This window comes from Belnapia rosea (genome assembly GCF_900101615.1).
Taxonomy (GTDB): Bacteria; Pseudomonadota; Alphaproteobacteria; order Acetobacterales; family Acetobacteraceae; genus Belnapia; species Belnapia rosea.
Map to the genome: position 1 here is coordinate 517,587 of NZ_FMZX01000002.1, position 13,847 is coordinate 531,433.

The window sequence follows — 13,847 nt, forward strand, 5'->3', positions numbered from 1 at the left end:
CAGTGAGGTGCAGCGGACTGCACGACATAGGCAAGTGGGTACAACTTTGGCGTGTAGACAAGTGCGCTACAGAGAGAAAGAGATGGAATAATGGACGCGTGAAGGCTGGCGAAACGCGTGAGTTGAGCGCTGGAAACCATGCTATCGGCCCGCGCGTCAACAAAACTGCGGACCGCTTGTGAAGGGCGGGGTGAATCAGGCTTTCCTCAACGCGCGGGTCAGCGCCAGGACCGGGAGAAGGCCCGCGGCGACGATGAGCAGGGCCGCGGTGCTCGCCTCCGCCAACCGCTCATCGGCCGCGAGGTTGTGGACCCGCACCGCCAGGGTATCGAAGTCGAAGGGGCGGATGATGAGCGTCGCCGGCAACTCCTTCATCGTATCGACGAAGACCAGCAGGCCGGCGGTGAGGAGGCTGCCGCGGGCGAGCGGCAACTCCACCCGCAGCACCGCGCCGGCTGGCCCGGTGCCGAGGATGCGCGCCGCCTCGCGCAGACTGGGCCGGAGCCGGGCCAGCCCCGCCTCCACCGCGGAGAGTGCCACTGCCAGGAAGCGCACCAGATAGGCGAAGACCAGCGCCGCGATGCCGCCCGAGAGCAGCAGTCCGGTGGACAGGCCGAAGCGGGCCCGCATCCACCCATCCAGCGCATTGTCGAACAGGCCGAGCGGCACCAGCGTCCCGACCGCGATGACCGATCCCGGAATCGCATAGCCCAGCCCGGCAACGCGCAGCGCGGCACGTTGCGGCCCACCCGGATGCAGCCGTGCCGCCCAGGCCAGGAACGCCGCCAGCGCCACCGCCAGCAGGGCCGCCAGCCCCGCGAGCAGGAGGCTGTTGCGCGCAAATGGCAGGAAACGGTCGGGCGCCAGCGGATCGCCCACCTGCAGCATCAGCACCAGCAGCGTGCCGGCCGGCACCAGGAAACCAAGCGCAACCGGCAGGGCGCAGGCGATGAGGGCCGCCGCCGCCCACCAGCCACGCAGCGGCACCGGCCGTAACCCCTGCTGCCGCGCCGTGGTCGGGTGGAAACGACGGCCGCCGCGCGACAGGTGCTCGAAGGCGAGGAGCAGCGCCACCAGCCCCATCAGGCAGGCGGCGAGTTGGCTGGCGGCGCCGCGGTCGCCGAGGCCGAACCAGGCCTCGTAGAGGCCGGTGGTGAAGGTGCGGACGCCGAAATGCTGCACCGTGCCGAAATCGGCCAGGGTTTCCATCAGCGCCAGCGCGACACCGCCGGCGATGGCCGGCCGCGCCATCGGCAGAGCCAGCCGGAAGAAGCAGCCGGTGAGGGACTGGCCGAGCGTCCGCGCCGCCTCGATCAGCCCAAGGCTCTGCTGCTGGAAGGCGTTGCGGCAGAGCAGGTAGACATAGGGATAGAGCACGAGGCCGAGCATCATCGCCGCCCCCGGCAGGCTGCGGATCTCCGGGAACCAGTACCCGCCCCAACGCAGACCGGTCGCGGCACGCAGCGCGGTCTGCACAGGCCCCGCCACGTCGAGCAACCAGGTATAGGCATAACCGCAGACATAGGCCGGCATCGCCATCGGCAGCAGCAGGGCGACCTCGAGCACCCGCCGTCCGGGAAACCGGCAAGCCGTCACCAGCCAGGCCGCAAGCGTGCCAATGCTGGCCGCGATCGCCCCGACGCCAAGCGCGAGCAGGGCCGAATTGGCCAGCATCTCGGGTAGGGTGGTGCCGGCGATGTGGCGCCAGGCCGCGCCCGAAGGCACCGCTGCTGCGGCCAGCACGGCGAGCAGCGGGGCGGCGACCAGCGCGGCGAGCGGCAGGGCGAGCAAGGCCCAGGCCGGCGCACGGCCTGGGCCCGGGCGACGGGCCATGATCGGAAGGGACCTGGGTGGTTACCCCGCGGCTTTCTTCGCCTCCCACTCGGCGACGGTGATGCGCGGCACCTCGATACGGTCGGTCGTGCGGGAGTACCAGCCACGGCCATGCATGCGGCCGATGAGGTTCAGCTTCGGCGTGTCAACATAGTACTTGGCCGCATCCAGCACGCAGTCGTCCTGGATATGCACCGCGACCACGCGGCCGAGGACGATGGTGTGCTCCCCCGCCGGGACCAGCTGATAAGTCACGCATTCCAGCGCCACCGGGCTCTCGGCAATGCGCGGCGGCTTCACTTTGGAGGAGGCCAGGCGGGTCAGCCCGGCCTCGGCGATCTCGTCGACCCCGGCGGGGAAATCGACCGCCGTCGCGTTCATCTGGTGGACCGCTTCCTCGGGCACCAGGCAGACGACGAACTCGCCGGTCGCCTTGATATTGGCGCAAGTGTCCTTCAGCGCGTCCGGCGCCTTCGGGCCGCAGCCGATGCCGACAACGACCGGGTTGGACGAGAAGGCGTTGAAGAACGAGTAAGGCGCCGCATTCGTAACGCCCGCCGCGTCCTGGGTAACGACCCAGGCGATCGGCCGGGGCACCACGGAGGACACGATCAGCTTGTAGCAGTCCTGGGGAGCCAGCGTCTCGAAATCGAACAGCATCGGGGGCACATCCTCTGTCGCGGCGACGGGCGGAACGTGACCTGCGGCGGCGATACTGTCGAGTGGGGCGTTTGCGGGTTCTTAAAGCTTGTCCGGCCAAGGTCTTCCCTGATCAGGAGGATCGATCTCATGCGCGTGTTCCGCGACCTTTCCGTGGGCCGAAAATTCGCCGCCAGCGCCCTGCTGGCCTTGCTGCTGCTAGCCGGACTGGTCGCGGCCGTGCGCCACGACCTCGGCTTCGCCCGAACACAGCAATCGGCCGAGCATGTCGCCATCGAGGCCGCCCGGGCGGCGCAGCAGGCCACTATCCACGTGGCGCGCATGTCCGGCGCGCGCCAGAGCATGTTGATGGCGCAGACACCTGATGCCCTGGCGCGGGACATCCAATTCTCGACCGAGCAGTCGACCCTGGCGCGGAACGCCCTGAAGGCCGCCAGTGCCGGCGCAGCCGGGTCCGCGGCTCAGGCACGGATCGAGGATGCGCTCCTCGCCCTCGCCGAGTATGACGCGGTCACCGGGGAGATGGGCGAGCAGCGCCGGCAAGTCATCGTGGAGCGGGAGGGCCCGCTGCTGACGGCCAGCACGGAATACGACCAAGCCCATGAGGCCGCTGTCTCCCTGGTCGATTTCGACGTCGCCGCCGAATTGCGGGAGGAAGCCCGCCAGCGCCTCGGCACCTTCCACGCCACGCTGAACGAGCTGCGGCTCGCCATCCAGCGTTTCCTCGCGACCGCCGATCCCGCCCAAACGCGGCGAGTGCAGCGTGCGGCCGCCCAGCTCACGGTGCATCAGCGGAGCCTCGTCGCGATCACGCCGGCTGGCCAGGTGGGCGAGCCGTTGCAGCGGCTGAGGACGGTAGCGCAGACCATCAGCCGGGCCGCGCTCGAGATCGTGCGCCTGTCCGAGTCTGCGGCGACGCTCCGTGACGAACGTGGCGGGCCGATCCGCATGCGGCTGGAGGAGGCGATGAGCGCGGCCGACACGCTGCTGGCAGCGGAGGCCTCGGCGCGCGCCGAGGCCAGCGGTCGTGCGGCGCTTCGGGTCGAGCAGAACGTGCTCTGGATCGGCGGGGCGGTTGCGCTGCTGCTGGCCCTGTCGGGTTGGGCGAATGCCCGGCTGATCGGGGCGCCGCTCCGGCGGCTGGCCGGCGCCGTCCGGGCCATCGCCGCAGGCGACGCGATCGTCGCCGTGCCCGACCAGGCGCGTGGCGACGAGATCGGCGGCATCGCCGCCGCGCTTGAGGATTTGCGCGCCACGGTGCAACGCGCCTTCGCCCAGCAGCAGATGCTGGAACAGCTGCCCCTGGCGGTGATGACGGCGGACCCGAAGGACGAGTTCCGCATCGGCTACATGAATCCTGCGACCCGCAGCCTGCTTGTCCGCATTGCCCATCTGTTGCCCTGCCCGGTGGAGGAGATGGAGGGCCAGAGCATCGACATCCTGCATCGCAACCCCGGGCATCAGCGGAAGATCCTGAGTGATCCAGCCCGGCTGCCCTACAAGGCGCGCATCCGGCTCGGTGACGAGGTGCTCGACCTCAGCATCAACGCGATCTGTGATGCGGAGGGCCGTTACGTCAGTGCCATGCTGGTCTGGGCCCTGGCGACGAGCCAGGCCCGGCTGGCCGACCGGTTCGAGGCGGAGATCGGCGGCGTCGTCCAGGCGGTAGCCGCTGCAGCGAGCCAGATGCAGGCAGCCGCCCAGGCGCTGACCGGCGCCTCGGAGACCAGCGGGCGGGAGGCGGAGGCGGTGGCCGAAGCCGGCCGGCAGGCCGGGGCCGATGTGCAGGCGGTGGCTGCCAGCGCCGAGGAATTGGCGGCGAGCGTGGCGGAGATCAGCCGTCAGGTGACCGATGGCGCCGCGATCGCGCGGAATGCCGCGGCCGAGGCGCAGGCGACCGACGAGACGGTGCAGGGACTTGCCCAGGCGGCGCAGCGCATCGGCGACGTGGTCCGGCTGATCGGCGACATCGCCGGCCAGACCAACCTGCTGGCGCTGAACGCCACCATCGAGGCAGCGCGGGCCGGCGAGGCGGGCAAGGGCTTTGCCGTGGTGGCGAGCGAGGTGAAGCAGCTCGCCGGCCAGACCGCCAAGGCCACGGAGGAGATCGCCTCTCAGGTCGGCGGCATTCAGGCGGCGACCGCTCAAGCGGTGACGGCGCTGCGCTCCATCGGCGGGATTATCGAGCGGATCAACGAGGTAACTGCCGCGATTGCCGCGGCCGTGGAGCAGCAGGGCAGCGCCACGCAGGAGATCGCCCGCAGTGCCGGTCAGGTCGCCTCCGGCACGGCCGCCGTCGCCCGCCGTATCCAGGATGTGCAGAGCGCCGCGCGCGAGACAGGCGAGGCCTCGTCGGGGCTGCTCGGCGCGGCCGATGGCCTGACCGGCCATGCCTCCACCCTGCAGGCCCGGGCCGGCGAGTTCCTCGAGAATATCCGGCGGGCATAGCCGCCGGCCCGGGCGCCGGATAGCCTGCGCCCGGGATTGGAGGAACGTGCCATGCAGCCGATCGAACAGGTCGCGGCGGTGTATCACCGTCGTGTCGGCGACATCACCATCACCGCCATCGGCGACGGGCATCTCGACGGCTCGATGGCAGTGATCCAGAACATTGAGCCCGACGAGGCGGCTCGGATGTTGCGGGAGGCCTTCCGGCCGGTGCCGCGGCGGACGGCGGTGAACACCTTCCTCATCCGCTCCGGTGGCCGCACTGCCCTGGTCGATACAGGTTGCGGAATGGCGATGGCGGCGAGCGCCGGCAAGCTGTTCCGGAACCTGGCGGCGGCCGGGGTCGATCCGGGAGCGGTCGATACCGTGCTGCTCACCCATATGCACCCTGACCATTCGAACGGCCTCTCATCCGACGGGCAGGCGCTCTTTCCACGGGCGGAGCTGGCGATGCATGAGGCCGAGCATCGCTTCTGGCACGACGATGCGGCGATGGCGCGGGCGGATGAAACCAGCCGCCAGCGCAACTTCCAGGCCTGCCGGGACCAGTCGGCACCCTACCGGGACCGGCTGCGGCTCTTCTCCGGTGGCGAGGTCTTCCCGGGCGTCACCGTCATGCCTTTCCCGGGCCATACGCCGGGGCATAGCGGCTACCTGCTCGCCTCGGGCGGCGAGAGCCTGCTGATCTGGGGCGACATCATCCATCTGCCGGAGATCCAGGTGCCGCGGCCGGAAGTGACCATGGCTTTCGACGTCGACCCGGCGCAGGCCGAGGCGACGCGCCGCCGGGTTTTCGAGATGGTGGCGAGCGAGGGGTTGGCCGCGGCCGGGATGCATATGCACTTCCCGGGCTTCCTCCACCTCGCCCGGCGCGGCAGCGGCTTTGCCCTGATCCCGGAGGCCTGGGCGACCGCCCTTTAGCGTGGCAGGGTGCCGCGCCACCATCGCAAGGGAGGAATGGCGCATGCTCGCACCAGGTCGGCCGAAGCCGAAACCAACGCCGGAAACCCAGCATTTCTGGGATGGCTGCAAGGAAGGCAAGCTGCTGCTGCAGCGTTGCGGCGATACGGGGAAGGCCTATTTCCCGCCGCGGCCCTTCAGCCCCTATACCGGCACGCGCAATGTCGAGGTCTTCGAGGCCTCGGGCCGCGCAACGCTCCATAGCTACGTCATCCACCACCGTCCCGTCCCCGGCTTCACCCCGCCCTACGCGATTGCGGTGGTGGAGCTCGAGGAGGGTCCGCGGATGATGACCAACATCATCGATTGCGAGCAGACGCCGGAGGCGCTCCAGCTCGACATGAAGATGGAGGTTGCCTTCACGCCGCTCGACGAGGAGGTCACGCTGCCCCTGTTCCGTCCGGCGAAGGAGTCCAAGTGATGATCCGTCCCGGAGAGATTGCCGTCGTCGGCGCTGCGGAATCGACCAAGATCGGCGCCGTGCCCGGCATGTCGCAGATCATGCTGCACGCGGATGCCGCGTTGAACGCCATGGCGGAGACGGGGCTGAAGCCGGGCGACATCGACGGCGTCGCCTGCGTCGGCCCGATGATGCCCCAGCAGATCGCCCATTACCTCGGCATCACGCCGAAATGGGTTGATGGCACCGGCGTCGGCGGCTGTTCCTTCATGCTGCATGTGCGGCATGCGGCGGCGGCCATCCATGCCGGCTATGCCAAGACCATCCTCATCACCCATGGTGAGAGCGGCAAGTCCCGCATCAACGCCACGCCCCGCCCGCCCGAGCCGGAGAGCCTGAACGGCCAGTTCGAGGTGCCCTACGGCCCCTTCGGCCCGCCGACGCTCTTCCCCATCCCGGTGCTGCGCTACATGAAGGAGCGCGGCGTCAGCCACGAGGACCTGGCCATGGTCGCCGTGGTGCAGCGGGAATGGGCGGGCCGGAACCCGCGCGCCATGTTCCGCGACCCGATCACGGTCGATGACGTGCTGAACAGCCGGATGATCGCCTACCCGTTCCGCATCCTGCAGTGCTGCCTGGTGACGGATGGCGGCGGCGCCCTGATCCTGACCAGCGCCGACCGGGCGAAGGACTTCCCGACCAAGCCGGTCTACATCCTCGGCACCGGCGAATCGGTCGAGACCAACATGGTCTCGCAGATGAAGGACTTCACCTCCTCCTCTGCCTTCCGCGTGGCGGGGCCGACCGCGATCGAGGCGGCGGGGATCGACCGTTCAGCGGTGGATCACATGATGATCTACGACGCCTTCGCCCATCTGCCGCTCTATGGCCTTGAAGATCTCGGCTTCTGCAAGCCGGGCGAAGCGGCGGGCTTCATTCGCGAGGGCAACACGCGGCCGGGGGGCAAGCTGCCGCTCAACACCAATGGCGGCGGCCTGTCCTACACCCATACCGGGATGTACGGCATGTTCGCCCTGCAGGAGAGCATCCGGCAGATGCGTGGCACGGCGCCGGCGCAGGTGCCGGGCGCGAAGATTTCGGTCTGCCACGGCGTCGGCGGCATGTTCAGCGCCTCCGGTACTGTCGTCTTCTCGAACGAACAGCCCTGAGCCAGGACGGGGCGGTGCTTCGGCGCCGCCCCAGACACTGCAAAGGCTCAAAAAGGCCGACCTTGCGCCGACAGCTAAACCATTGATTTGGAAGGAGGCGTGGTGGGCGCAACAGGGATTGAACCTGTGACCCCTACCGTGTCAAGGTAGTGCTCTACCGCTGAGCTATGCGCCCACGCCTGCGGAGCGGCTATCTACCCCGGCATTGCCGTCACGGCAAGCCATCCTGCAGCGGATGATGACACTTCCTGGCAGCTATGGCTTGATCGGGGTTGATGGACCTCCCCCTGAACCCGGAATCCGGGCCGCCGCTCGAGGAAGAGCTGGCGCCCTATTGCCTGATCCGCCCCGCTACGCATCGCGTGCCGGTCATCTTTGCCTCGCCTCATTCGGGCCGGGCCTACCCGGCCGATTTCGTCGCGGCCGCGCGACTCGACCCCGTGGCCCTGCGGAAATCCGAGGACGGCTTCGTCGACGAGTTGTTCAGCGCGGCTCCGGCGGAGGGGATGCCGCTATTGGCGGCTACCTTTCCCCGGGTTTTCTGCGACGTGAACCGCGAGCCTTGGGAACTCGACCCGGGCATGTTCGACGGACCGCTGCCGCCCTGGGTGAACACCGCCTCGCCGCGCGTTGGCGCCGGGCTTGGCACCATCGCCCGCGTGGTGGCGACGGGGGAGGCGGTCTATCGCCGTAAGCTGAGCTTCCCCGAAGCCGAGGACCGGATTCGCCGCTTCTGGCAGCCCTATCATGCCGCTCTCGCGGCGCTGATCGCGGAGACCCGGGCCGAATTCGGCACCTGTCTCCTCATCGACTGTCATTCCATGCCGACCCATCCGGCCCAGGCGGCGAATCCACCGGATTTCGTCCTGGGCGATGCGCATGGAACAGCCTGCGCCCCGCGGGCGACCCGGCTGGTGGAGGAGGTCCTGGCGGGGCTCGGCTACCGGGTGCGGCGGAACGACCCCTATGCGGGCGGCTACGTCACCCGGCATTACGGCCGGCCCCGGGAACGGGTCCATGCGCTGCAGATCGAGATCGCCCGGCCGCTTTACATGGATGAGACGAGAATCGAGCGGCTGCCCCGTATGGCTGCCCTCCAGGCCGACATCACCCGCCTGATCGGCGACCTGGCAAAGCTGGACTGGAACTTCCTCGGCTGAAGCTTCACCGGATGCATTCCGGCAGGTTCGGACGAACCGGGCTTCAGACAAAAAAAGGGCGGTGGCTTGCGCCACCGCCGAGTTTAGGGAGGAAACGTCCAAGAAAGACAACAACCCGGCAACGCCGTGTTGCTGCGATGCACAATCTAGGTCCGGCGCGGCCGGACTGCAAGCGCTATTTTGCAGTGCAGCATCGCAATGGACGCATGGGTTATCAGGGCGCGAACTCTGCCCTGATCGCTGCACTGTGCTGGCCCAGGGAAGGCACCGGGCCGAGCCTCCGCGCGCCATCCGACAGCCGCGCCGGCGGGGCGCCGACGCCAATCGGGCCCGCTTCGGTTTCAACAGCGATGCGGCGGAAGGCCGGGTGGGTGCGCAGCCCTTCGCAGTCATTGACGAAGCCGAAGGCGATGTTCGCCCGTTGCAGCTTCTCGGCACAGGCCGCGCGGTCGAGCGCGGCGAAGGCGCGTGCGATATGGGCATCGACCATCGGCCGGTTCGCCACCCGCTCATTGTTGTTGCGGAAGCCCTCGCGCTGCGGCAGGTCCGGCTCCTCCAGGAAATGGGTGCAGAAATTGGCCCATTCCCGCTCGTTCTGGATGGAGATGAGCACCGGCTGCCCGCCCGAGGTCTCGAAGGCGCCATAGGGACAGATGGAGGGGTGAGCGAGGCCTATCCGCGGCGGGTTGCGGCCGGTGCCCTCGTATTGCAGCAGCGGCACCGTCATCCAGTCCGCCATGCCGTCGAAGAGCGATACGGCGATTCCCTTCCCCCGGCCGGTGATGCCGCGCTCGATCAGCGCCTCCAGCACCGCCGCATGGGCATGCATCCCGCAGGCGATATCGCAGGCGGAGACGCCGACGCGCCCGGGCCCCTCGGCCCGCCCGGTGATGCTGGCGAGGCCCGATTCGGCCTGCACCAGCAGGTCATAGGCCTTCATCGTCGCGTATTCACCCTCCTCTCCATAGCCGGAGATGTCGACGGTGATGAGGCGTGGATGGCGGTCCCGCAGCATGGCCGAGCCGAAGCCGGCACGTGCCATGGCACCCGGGGCGAGGTTCTGGATGAAGACATCGGCGCGGGCGACCAGCCGCTCCAGCAGCGCCTTGTCGTCGGGCGCCTTGATGTCGAGGCAGAGGCTCTCCTTGCCGCGGTTCAGCCAGACGAAATAGGAGGAGAGACCCCGCGCCGTCGCATCATAGGCGCGGGCGAAGTCGCCCTCCGGCCGCTCGATCTTGATCACCCGCGCCCCGGCATCGGCGAGGCGCGAGGCACAGTAGGGCGCGGCGACGGCCTGCTCCATCGAGACGACGAGCAGGCCCTGGAGCGGCTGCGACGCCATCTCAGTAGCTCCGCGGCATGCCGAGCACATGCTCGCCGACATAGCTCAGCACCAGGTTGGTGCTGATCGGCGCCACCTGATAGAGCCGCGCCTCGCGGTACTTCCGCTCCACATCGTACTCCTCGGCGAAGCCGAAGCCGCCATGGGTCTGGATGCAGGCCTCGCCCGCTGCCCAGGCGGCATCGGCGGCGAGCATCTTGCCCATGTTGGCCTCCTCGCCACAGGGCTCCCCGCGCTCGAATTTGCCGAGGCCCTGGCGCAGCAGCGCCTCGGCGGCGCGCATCTGGGCATAGGCCTTGGCGATCGGGAACTGGACGCCCTGGTTCTGGCCGATCGGCCGGCCGAACAGCACCCGCTCCTTGCTGTACTCGACCGCCTTGTGGATGAACCACTTGGCGTCGCCGATGCTCTCGGAGGAGATCAGCAGCCGCTCGGCATTCATCCCGTCGAGGATGTAGCGGAAGCCCTTGCCCTCGATGCCGACCAGGTTCTCCGCCGGCACCACCATGTTGTCGAAGAAGACCTCGGTGGTGTTGTGGTTCATCATCGTCCGGATCGGGCGGATGGTGAGGCCGTTGCCGAGCGCGGCCTTCATGTCGACGATGAAGGTCGAGAGACCATCCGTCTTCTTCGCCACCTCGCCGCGCGGCGTGGTGCGGGCCAGCAGCAGCATCAGGTCGGAATGCTCCGCCCGGCTGGTCCAGATTTTCTGGCCGTTGACGATGTACTTGTCGCCCTCGCGCTTGGCGAAGGTGCGCAGCGCGGTGGTGTCCGTCCCGCTCGTCGGCTCCGTCACGCCGAAGGCCTGCAGCCGCAACTCGCCGGAGGCGATGCCGGGCAGGTAGCGCTGCTTCTGCTCCGGGCTGCCATGCTTCAGGATGGTGCCCATGATGTACATCTGGGCGTGGCAGGCGCCGGCATTGCCGCCGGAGCGGTGGATCTCCTCGAGAATCGCCGCGGCGGCCGAAAGTGGCAGGCCCGCCCCGCCATACTCCTCCGGGATCAGCGCGCCGAGATAGCCGGCCTCGGTCAGCGCCCTCACGAATTCGGTCGGATAGGCACGGTCACGGTCCACCTGGCGCCAATACTCGCCGGGGAAGCGGGCACAGAGCTTTGCCACCTCCTCGCGGATCTCGGCATGCGGGTCGGCGATCGGCATCGACTGATCCATGGCGTGTTCCTCCGGGAATCGGGATTAGGGCCCGGTCTGAGCCCTGACAAGCTAGGGGTAAGATGGGCTCCGCCGAGGCTTCAGGTAATTCGAAATCAGCAATGGCACCCATAACCGGCTGCTATAGCTTCATGGGATGGACCTGAAGCAGCTCCGCACCTTCCGCGAGGTCGCCGATTCCGGCTCGCTCAGCCGCGCCGCCGACCGGCTGCACCTGGCCCAGCCGGCGCTTTCCCGCCAGATTCGCCTGCTGGAGGCGGAGATCGGCCTGCCGCTCTTCGCCCGGCATGGACGAGGGATGCAGCTCACCGAGGCTGGGACGGCGCTGCTGGAGCGCATCGACGGCCCGGTCCGCCAGCTGGAGCGCGCGGTGGAGGAGGTCCGCGGCCTTGCCGGCGCCGTGGCCGGGCAGGTGGCGCTGGGCATGATGCCGACCATCGCCTCGGTCCTGGCGGGGCCGCTGGCGCGGCGGGTGGCGCTCGATCATCCCGGCCTCTCGCTCCGCATAGTCGAGGGCTATACCGGCCACCTCGTGGAATGGGTCCAGCGTGGCGTCACCGATGCGACCCTGCTCTACGGCCCGGCGCCGGCGCTGCACCTCCGCGTTACGCCCTTGCTGATCGAGGAGATGGTCCTCGTCGGCGCCGCCGGGAGTGGGATCGGGCCCGAGGCGGTGGCCTTCGCCAGCCTCGCCGGCCGGCGCCTGGTGATGCCGAGCCGCCAGCACGGCCTCCGCCGCATCGTCGAGGCGGCGGCCGGGCGGGCGCGCATCGGCCTCAACGTCGCCTTCGAGGCCGACAGCTTCGGCGTGCTGAAGGAACTGGTGGTCAGCGGCATCGGCGAGGCGGTGCTGCCCCGCTCGGCGATCCGCGAGGAGGAGGCCGCCGGCCGCCTGCGCTCGGCCCCGCTGGTCCGGCCGGTGCCGCGCCGCCAGGTGGTGCTGGCCCTGCCGACGGACCGCGCGCCCTCGCGCGCCGTCGCCCTGGTGCTGGAGCTGCTCGCCCAGGAGGTGACGGTCCGCGCTGCGGCGGGCGACTGGCACCGGATGGAGGGCGCTACTGCTGAGGCAGCACCGCCTCCAGCGAGGTCCGCACCATCACGGCCGATGGCCCTGGCTCCCGCAGCGCCGCCTCCAGCGCCGGCAGGTCATCCTGGCCCTCCACCACCGTCACCGGCACCCGGAAGGCGGCGCACCAGGCGGCGAAGTCCGGATTGATGAGGCTGGTGCCGGAGACCCGGCCGGGATGCGCCCGTTCCTGGTGGATGCGGATGCTGGCATAGCTGCCATTGTCGGAGAGGATGAGCGTCATCGGCGCCCCGCGAGCGACCGCGACGGCGAACTCGCCCCCCGTCATCAGCGCCCCGCCATCGCCGACCAGCCCGATCACGCGCCGCTCCGGGTGGCGGAGCGCGGCGGCGACCGCGGCCGGCACGCCGAAGCCCATCGCCCCGGAGACGGGCACCAGCAGCCGCTGCGGCGGCGTCCAGCCGGCCTTGCGGTAGAAAGGCGCGCCGAAGGTGCCGGCATCGAGGGTGACGATTGCATCCGCCGGCGCTACCCGCTCGATCAGCTTCGCCACCTCGGCGAAGGCGACGCCATCCGGCCAGGCGCGCTGCGACACCTGGCAGTCGGAGAGGTGCAGGTCGTGCAGCCGCGCCGCCCAGGCGCCGCGCCCGGCCGGCGCGCCCGGCGCCTCGCCCGCCAGCGCCGCGATGGTCGCCCGCGCATCGGCGGCGATCGCCAGCTCCGCCGGGAAGAGCCAGCCGAGGAAGCGCGGATCGGCGCAGACATGCACGAGCCGCTGCCCCGGCGCCGGCCAGGACCAGCCCTGGGTCGTGATGTCGGTCAGCCGCGTGCCGAGGGCGAGCACCAAATCGGCCTCGGCGAAGGCCGCCCGCTGCGCATCGGGGTTCCTGAGGCCGAGATCCCCGGCATAGAGCGGATGCCTGTTGGGGAAGAGGTCCTGCCGGCGGAAGGAGACGGCGACGGGCAGCTGCCATGCCTCGGCGAAGGCCAGCAGCGCCTCCCGCCCGGCCTCCGCCTCGAAACCGTGGCCGGCGAGCAGGATCGGCCGCTCCGCCCCGCGCAGCAGCGCCGCCAGCCGCGCCGCATCGGCGGGAGAGGGGGGGAGGGGGCTTGGCCGTGTCGCCGGCAAGGTGGGGGCGGTGCAGGGCATCGCCAGCACATCCTCCGGCAGGGAGAGCACCACCGGCCCCGGCACGCCGCCCATGGCCATCGCATGGGCCCGGGCGATCAGCTCAGGCACCTGCTCCGGGTCGGTCGCCTCGCCAACCCATTTGGCCATGCCGCCGAACATGCCGGCATAGTCCACCTCCTGGAAGGCGTTCCGCCGGAGGTCCCGCTTCTCGACCTGGCCGATCAGCAGGATCAGCGGCACGGCATCCTGCTCCGCCGTATGCACCGCGATGGAGGCATTGCAGGCGCCCGGCCCGCGCGAGACCAGCACCACCCCCGGCCGCCCCGTCAGCTTGGCATCGGCCACGGCCATGAAGCCCGCCCCGCCCTCGCTCCGGCAGGTGACGAGGTCGATGGCGGAGCCATGCAGCGCATCGAGCAGGGCGATATAGCTCTCGCCGGGGACGCAGAAGGCCCGGTCGATGCCCTGGGCGGCGAGGAATTCCACGATGCGTTCGGCGGCGGTGGCCATCGCTGGGACGTCTCCTTGTGGTTCCATCCTGGGTA

At 69.7% G+C, this 13,847-nt stretch carries 10 protein-coding genes, 1 tRNA gene and 1 pseudogene; 6 read left to right on the forward strand and 6 right to left on the reverse strand.

Annotated elements, in window-relative coordinates:
• Positions 1-195: 195 nt before the first annotated feature.
• Both BLR02_RS08620 and BLR02_RS08625 read right to left on the reverse strand, forming a co-directional pair.
• Positions 196-1,833, reverse strand: a complete 1,638-nt coding sequence (locus BLR02_RS08620) for an ABC transporter permease (protein WP_090662360.1) — start codon at positions 1,831-1,833, stop codon at positions 196-198.
• Positions 1,834-1,854: 21 nt separating this feature from the next.
• Positions 1,855-2,493 carry a flavin reductase family protein gene (locus BLR02_RS08625; protein ID WP_090563522.1) on the reverse strand — a complete coding sequence of 213 codons (639 nt, stop codon included), beginning with the start codon at positions 2,491-2,493 and terminating at the stop codon, positions 1,855-1,857.
• Positions 2,494-2,622: 129 nt separating this feature from the next.
• On the opposite strand from BLR02_RS08625, the gene BLR02_RS08630 reads away from it, so the two are divergent.
• The 4 genes from BLR02_RS08630 to BLR02_RS08645 are packed head-to-tail and all read left to right on the forward strand — an operon-like array spanning position 2,623 to position 7,470.
• Complete coding sequence (locus BLR02_RS08630; protein WP_090563523.1) at positions 2,623-4,941, forward strand: methyl-accepting chemotaxis protein; 2,319 nt, start codon at positions 2,623-2,625, stop codon at positions 4,939-4,941.
• Positions 4,942-4,992: 51 nt separating this feature from the next.
• Positions 4,993-5,862: an MBL fold metallo-hydrolase gene (locus BLR02_RS08635; RefSeq protein ID WP_090662362.1), complete on the forward strand. Its 870-nt coding sequence runs from the start codon at positions 4,993-4,995 to the stop codon at positions 5,860-5,862.
• A gap of 43 nt (positions 5,863-5,905) precedes the next feature.
• The gene (locus BLR02_RS08640; protein WP_090563526.1) at positions 5,906-6,322 is read left to right on the forward strand and encodes a Zn-ribbon domain-containing OB-fold protein; all 417 of its coding nucleotides are present in this window, start codon (positions 5,906-5,908) and stop codon (positions 6,320-6,322) included.
• Positions 6,322-7,470 (forward strand): thiolase C-terminal domain-containing protein, encoded by a 1,149-nt coding sequence (locus tag BLR02_RS08645; RefSeq protein WP_218127403.1) that lies wholly within the window; start codon positions 6,322-6,324, stop codon positions 7,468-7,470. Before BLR02_RS08640 ends, BLR02_RS08645 begins: the two co-directional genes overlap by 1 nt.
• Positions 7,471-7,570: 100 nt before the next feature.
• Here BLR02_RS08645 and BLR02_RS08650 read toward each other — a convergent pair.
• Positions 7,571-7,645: transfer RNA gene (locus BLR02_RS08650), tRNA-Val, on the reverse strand.
• Between the two features lie 100 nt (positions 7,646-7,745).
• Here BLR02_RS08650 and BLR02_RS08655 point away from each other — a divergent pair.
• On the forward strand, positions 7,746-8,630 hold the full coding sequence (locus tag BLR02_RS08655; protein ID WP_090563528.1) for an N-formylglutamate amidohydrolase: 885 nt from the start codon (positions 7,746-7,748) through the stop codon (positions 8,628-8,630).
• Positions 8,631-8,844: 214 nt separating this feature from the next.
• On the opposite strand, the gene BLR02_RS08660 is transcribed toward BLR02_RS08655, so the two are convergent.
• Together BLR02_RS08660 and BLR02_RS08665 are read right to left on the reverse strand one after the other, a co-directional pair.
• Positions 8,845-9,972, reverse strand: a complete 1,128-nt coding sequence (locus BLR02_RS08660; RefSeq protein ID WP_090662363.1) for a CaiB/BaiF CoA transferase family protein — start codon at positions 9,970-9,972, stop codon at positions 8,845-8,847.
• Between the two features lies 1 nt (position 9,973).
• Entirely contained in the window at positions 9,974-11,143 is a 1,170-nt protein-coding gene (locus BLR02_RS08665) for an acyl-CoA dehydrogenase family protein (protein WP_176849446.1), read from the reverse strand.
• A gap of 136 nt (positions 11,144-11,279) precedes the next feature.
• On the opposite strand from BLR02_RS08665, the pseudogene BLR02_RS08670 reads away from it, so the two are divergent.
• Positions 11,280-12,140 (forward strand): annotated as a pseudogene (locus BLR02_RS08670) (LysR family transcriptional regulator); the annotation flags it as partial.
• A gap of 58 nt (positions 12,141-12,198) precedes the next feature.
• Here the strand turns inward: BLR02_RS08670 and BLR02_RS30360 are convergent.
• Positions 12,199-13,812, reverse strand: coding sequence for a thiamine pyrophosphate-binding protein (locus BLR02_RS30360; RefSeq protein WP_090662365.1), 1,614 nt, complete (start codon positions 13,810-13,812; stop codon positions 12,199-12,201).
• Positions 13,813-13,847 lie beyond the last annotated feature (35 nt).

Bases quoted from the DNA above. Each gene is read 5' to 3' on its own strand.
- BLR02_RS08665 (WP_176849446.1), bottom strand. From the start codon at position 11,143: ATGGATCAGTCGATGCCGATCGCCGACCCGCATGCCGAGATCCGCGAG.
- BLR02_RS30360 (WP_090662365.1), bottom strand. From the start codon at position 13,812: ATGGCCACCGCCGCCGAACGCATCGTGGAATTCCTCGCCGCCCAGGGC.
- BLR02_RS08635 (WP_090662362.1), top strand. From the start codon at position 4,993: ATGCAGCCGATCGAACAGGTCGCGGCGGTGTATCACCGTCGTGTCGGC.
- BLR02_RS08640 (WP_090563526.1), top strand. From the start codon at position 5,906: ATGCTCGCACCAGGTCGGCCGAAGCCGAAACCAACGCCGGAAACCCAG.
- BLR02_RS08630 (WP_090563523.1), top strand. From the start codon at position 2,623: ATGCGCGTGTTCCGCGACCTTTCCGTGGGCCGAAAATTCGCCGCCAGC.
- BLR02_RS08645 (WP_218127403.1), top strand. From the start codon at position 6,322: ATGATCCGTCCCGGAGAGATTGCCGTCGTCGGCGCTGCGGAATCGACC.
- BLR02_RS08625 (WP_090563522.1), bottom strand. From the start codon at position 2,493: ATGCTGTTCGATTTCGAGACGCTGGCTCCCCAGGACTGCTACAAGCTG.
- BLR02_RS08660 (WP_090662363.1), bottom strand. From the start codon at position 9,972: ATGGCGTCGCAGCCGCTCCAGGGCCTGCTCGTCGTCTCGATGGAGCAG.
- BLR02_RS08655 (WP_090563528.1), top strand. From the start codon at position 7,746: ATGGACCTCCCCCTGAACCCGGAATCCGGGCCGCCGCTCGAGGAAGAG.
- BLR02_RS08620 (WP_090662360.1), bottom strand. From the start codon at position 1,833: ATGGCCCGTCGCCCGGGCCCAGGCCGTGCGCCGGCCTGGGCCTTGCTC.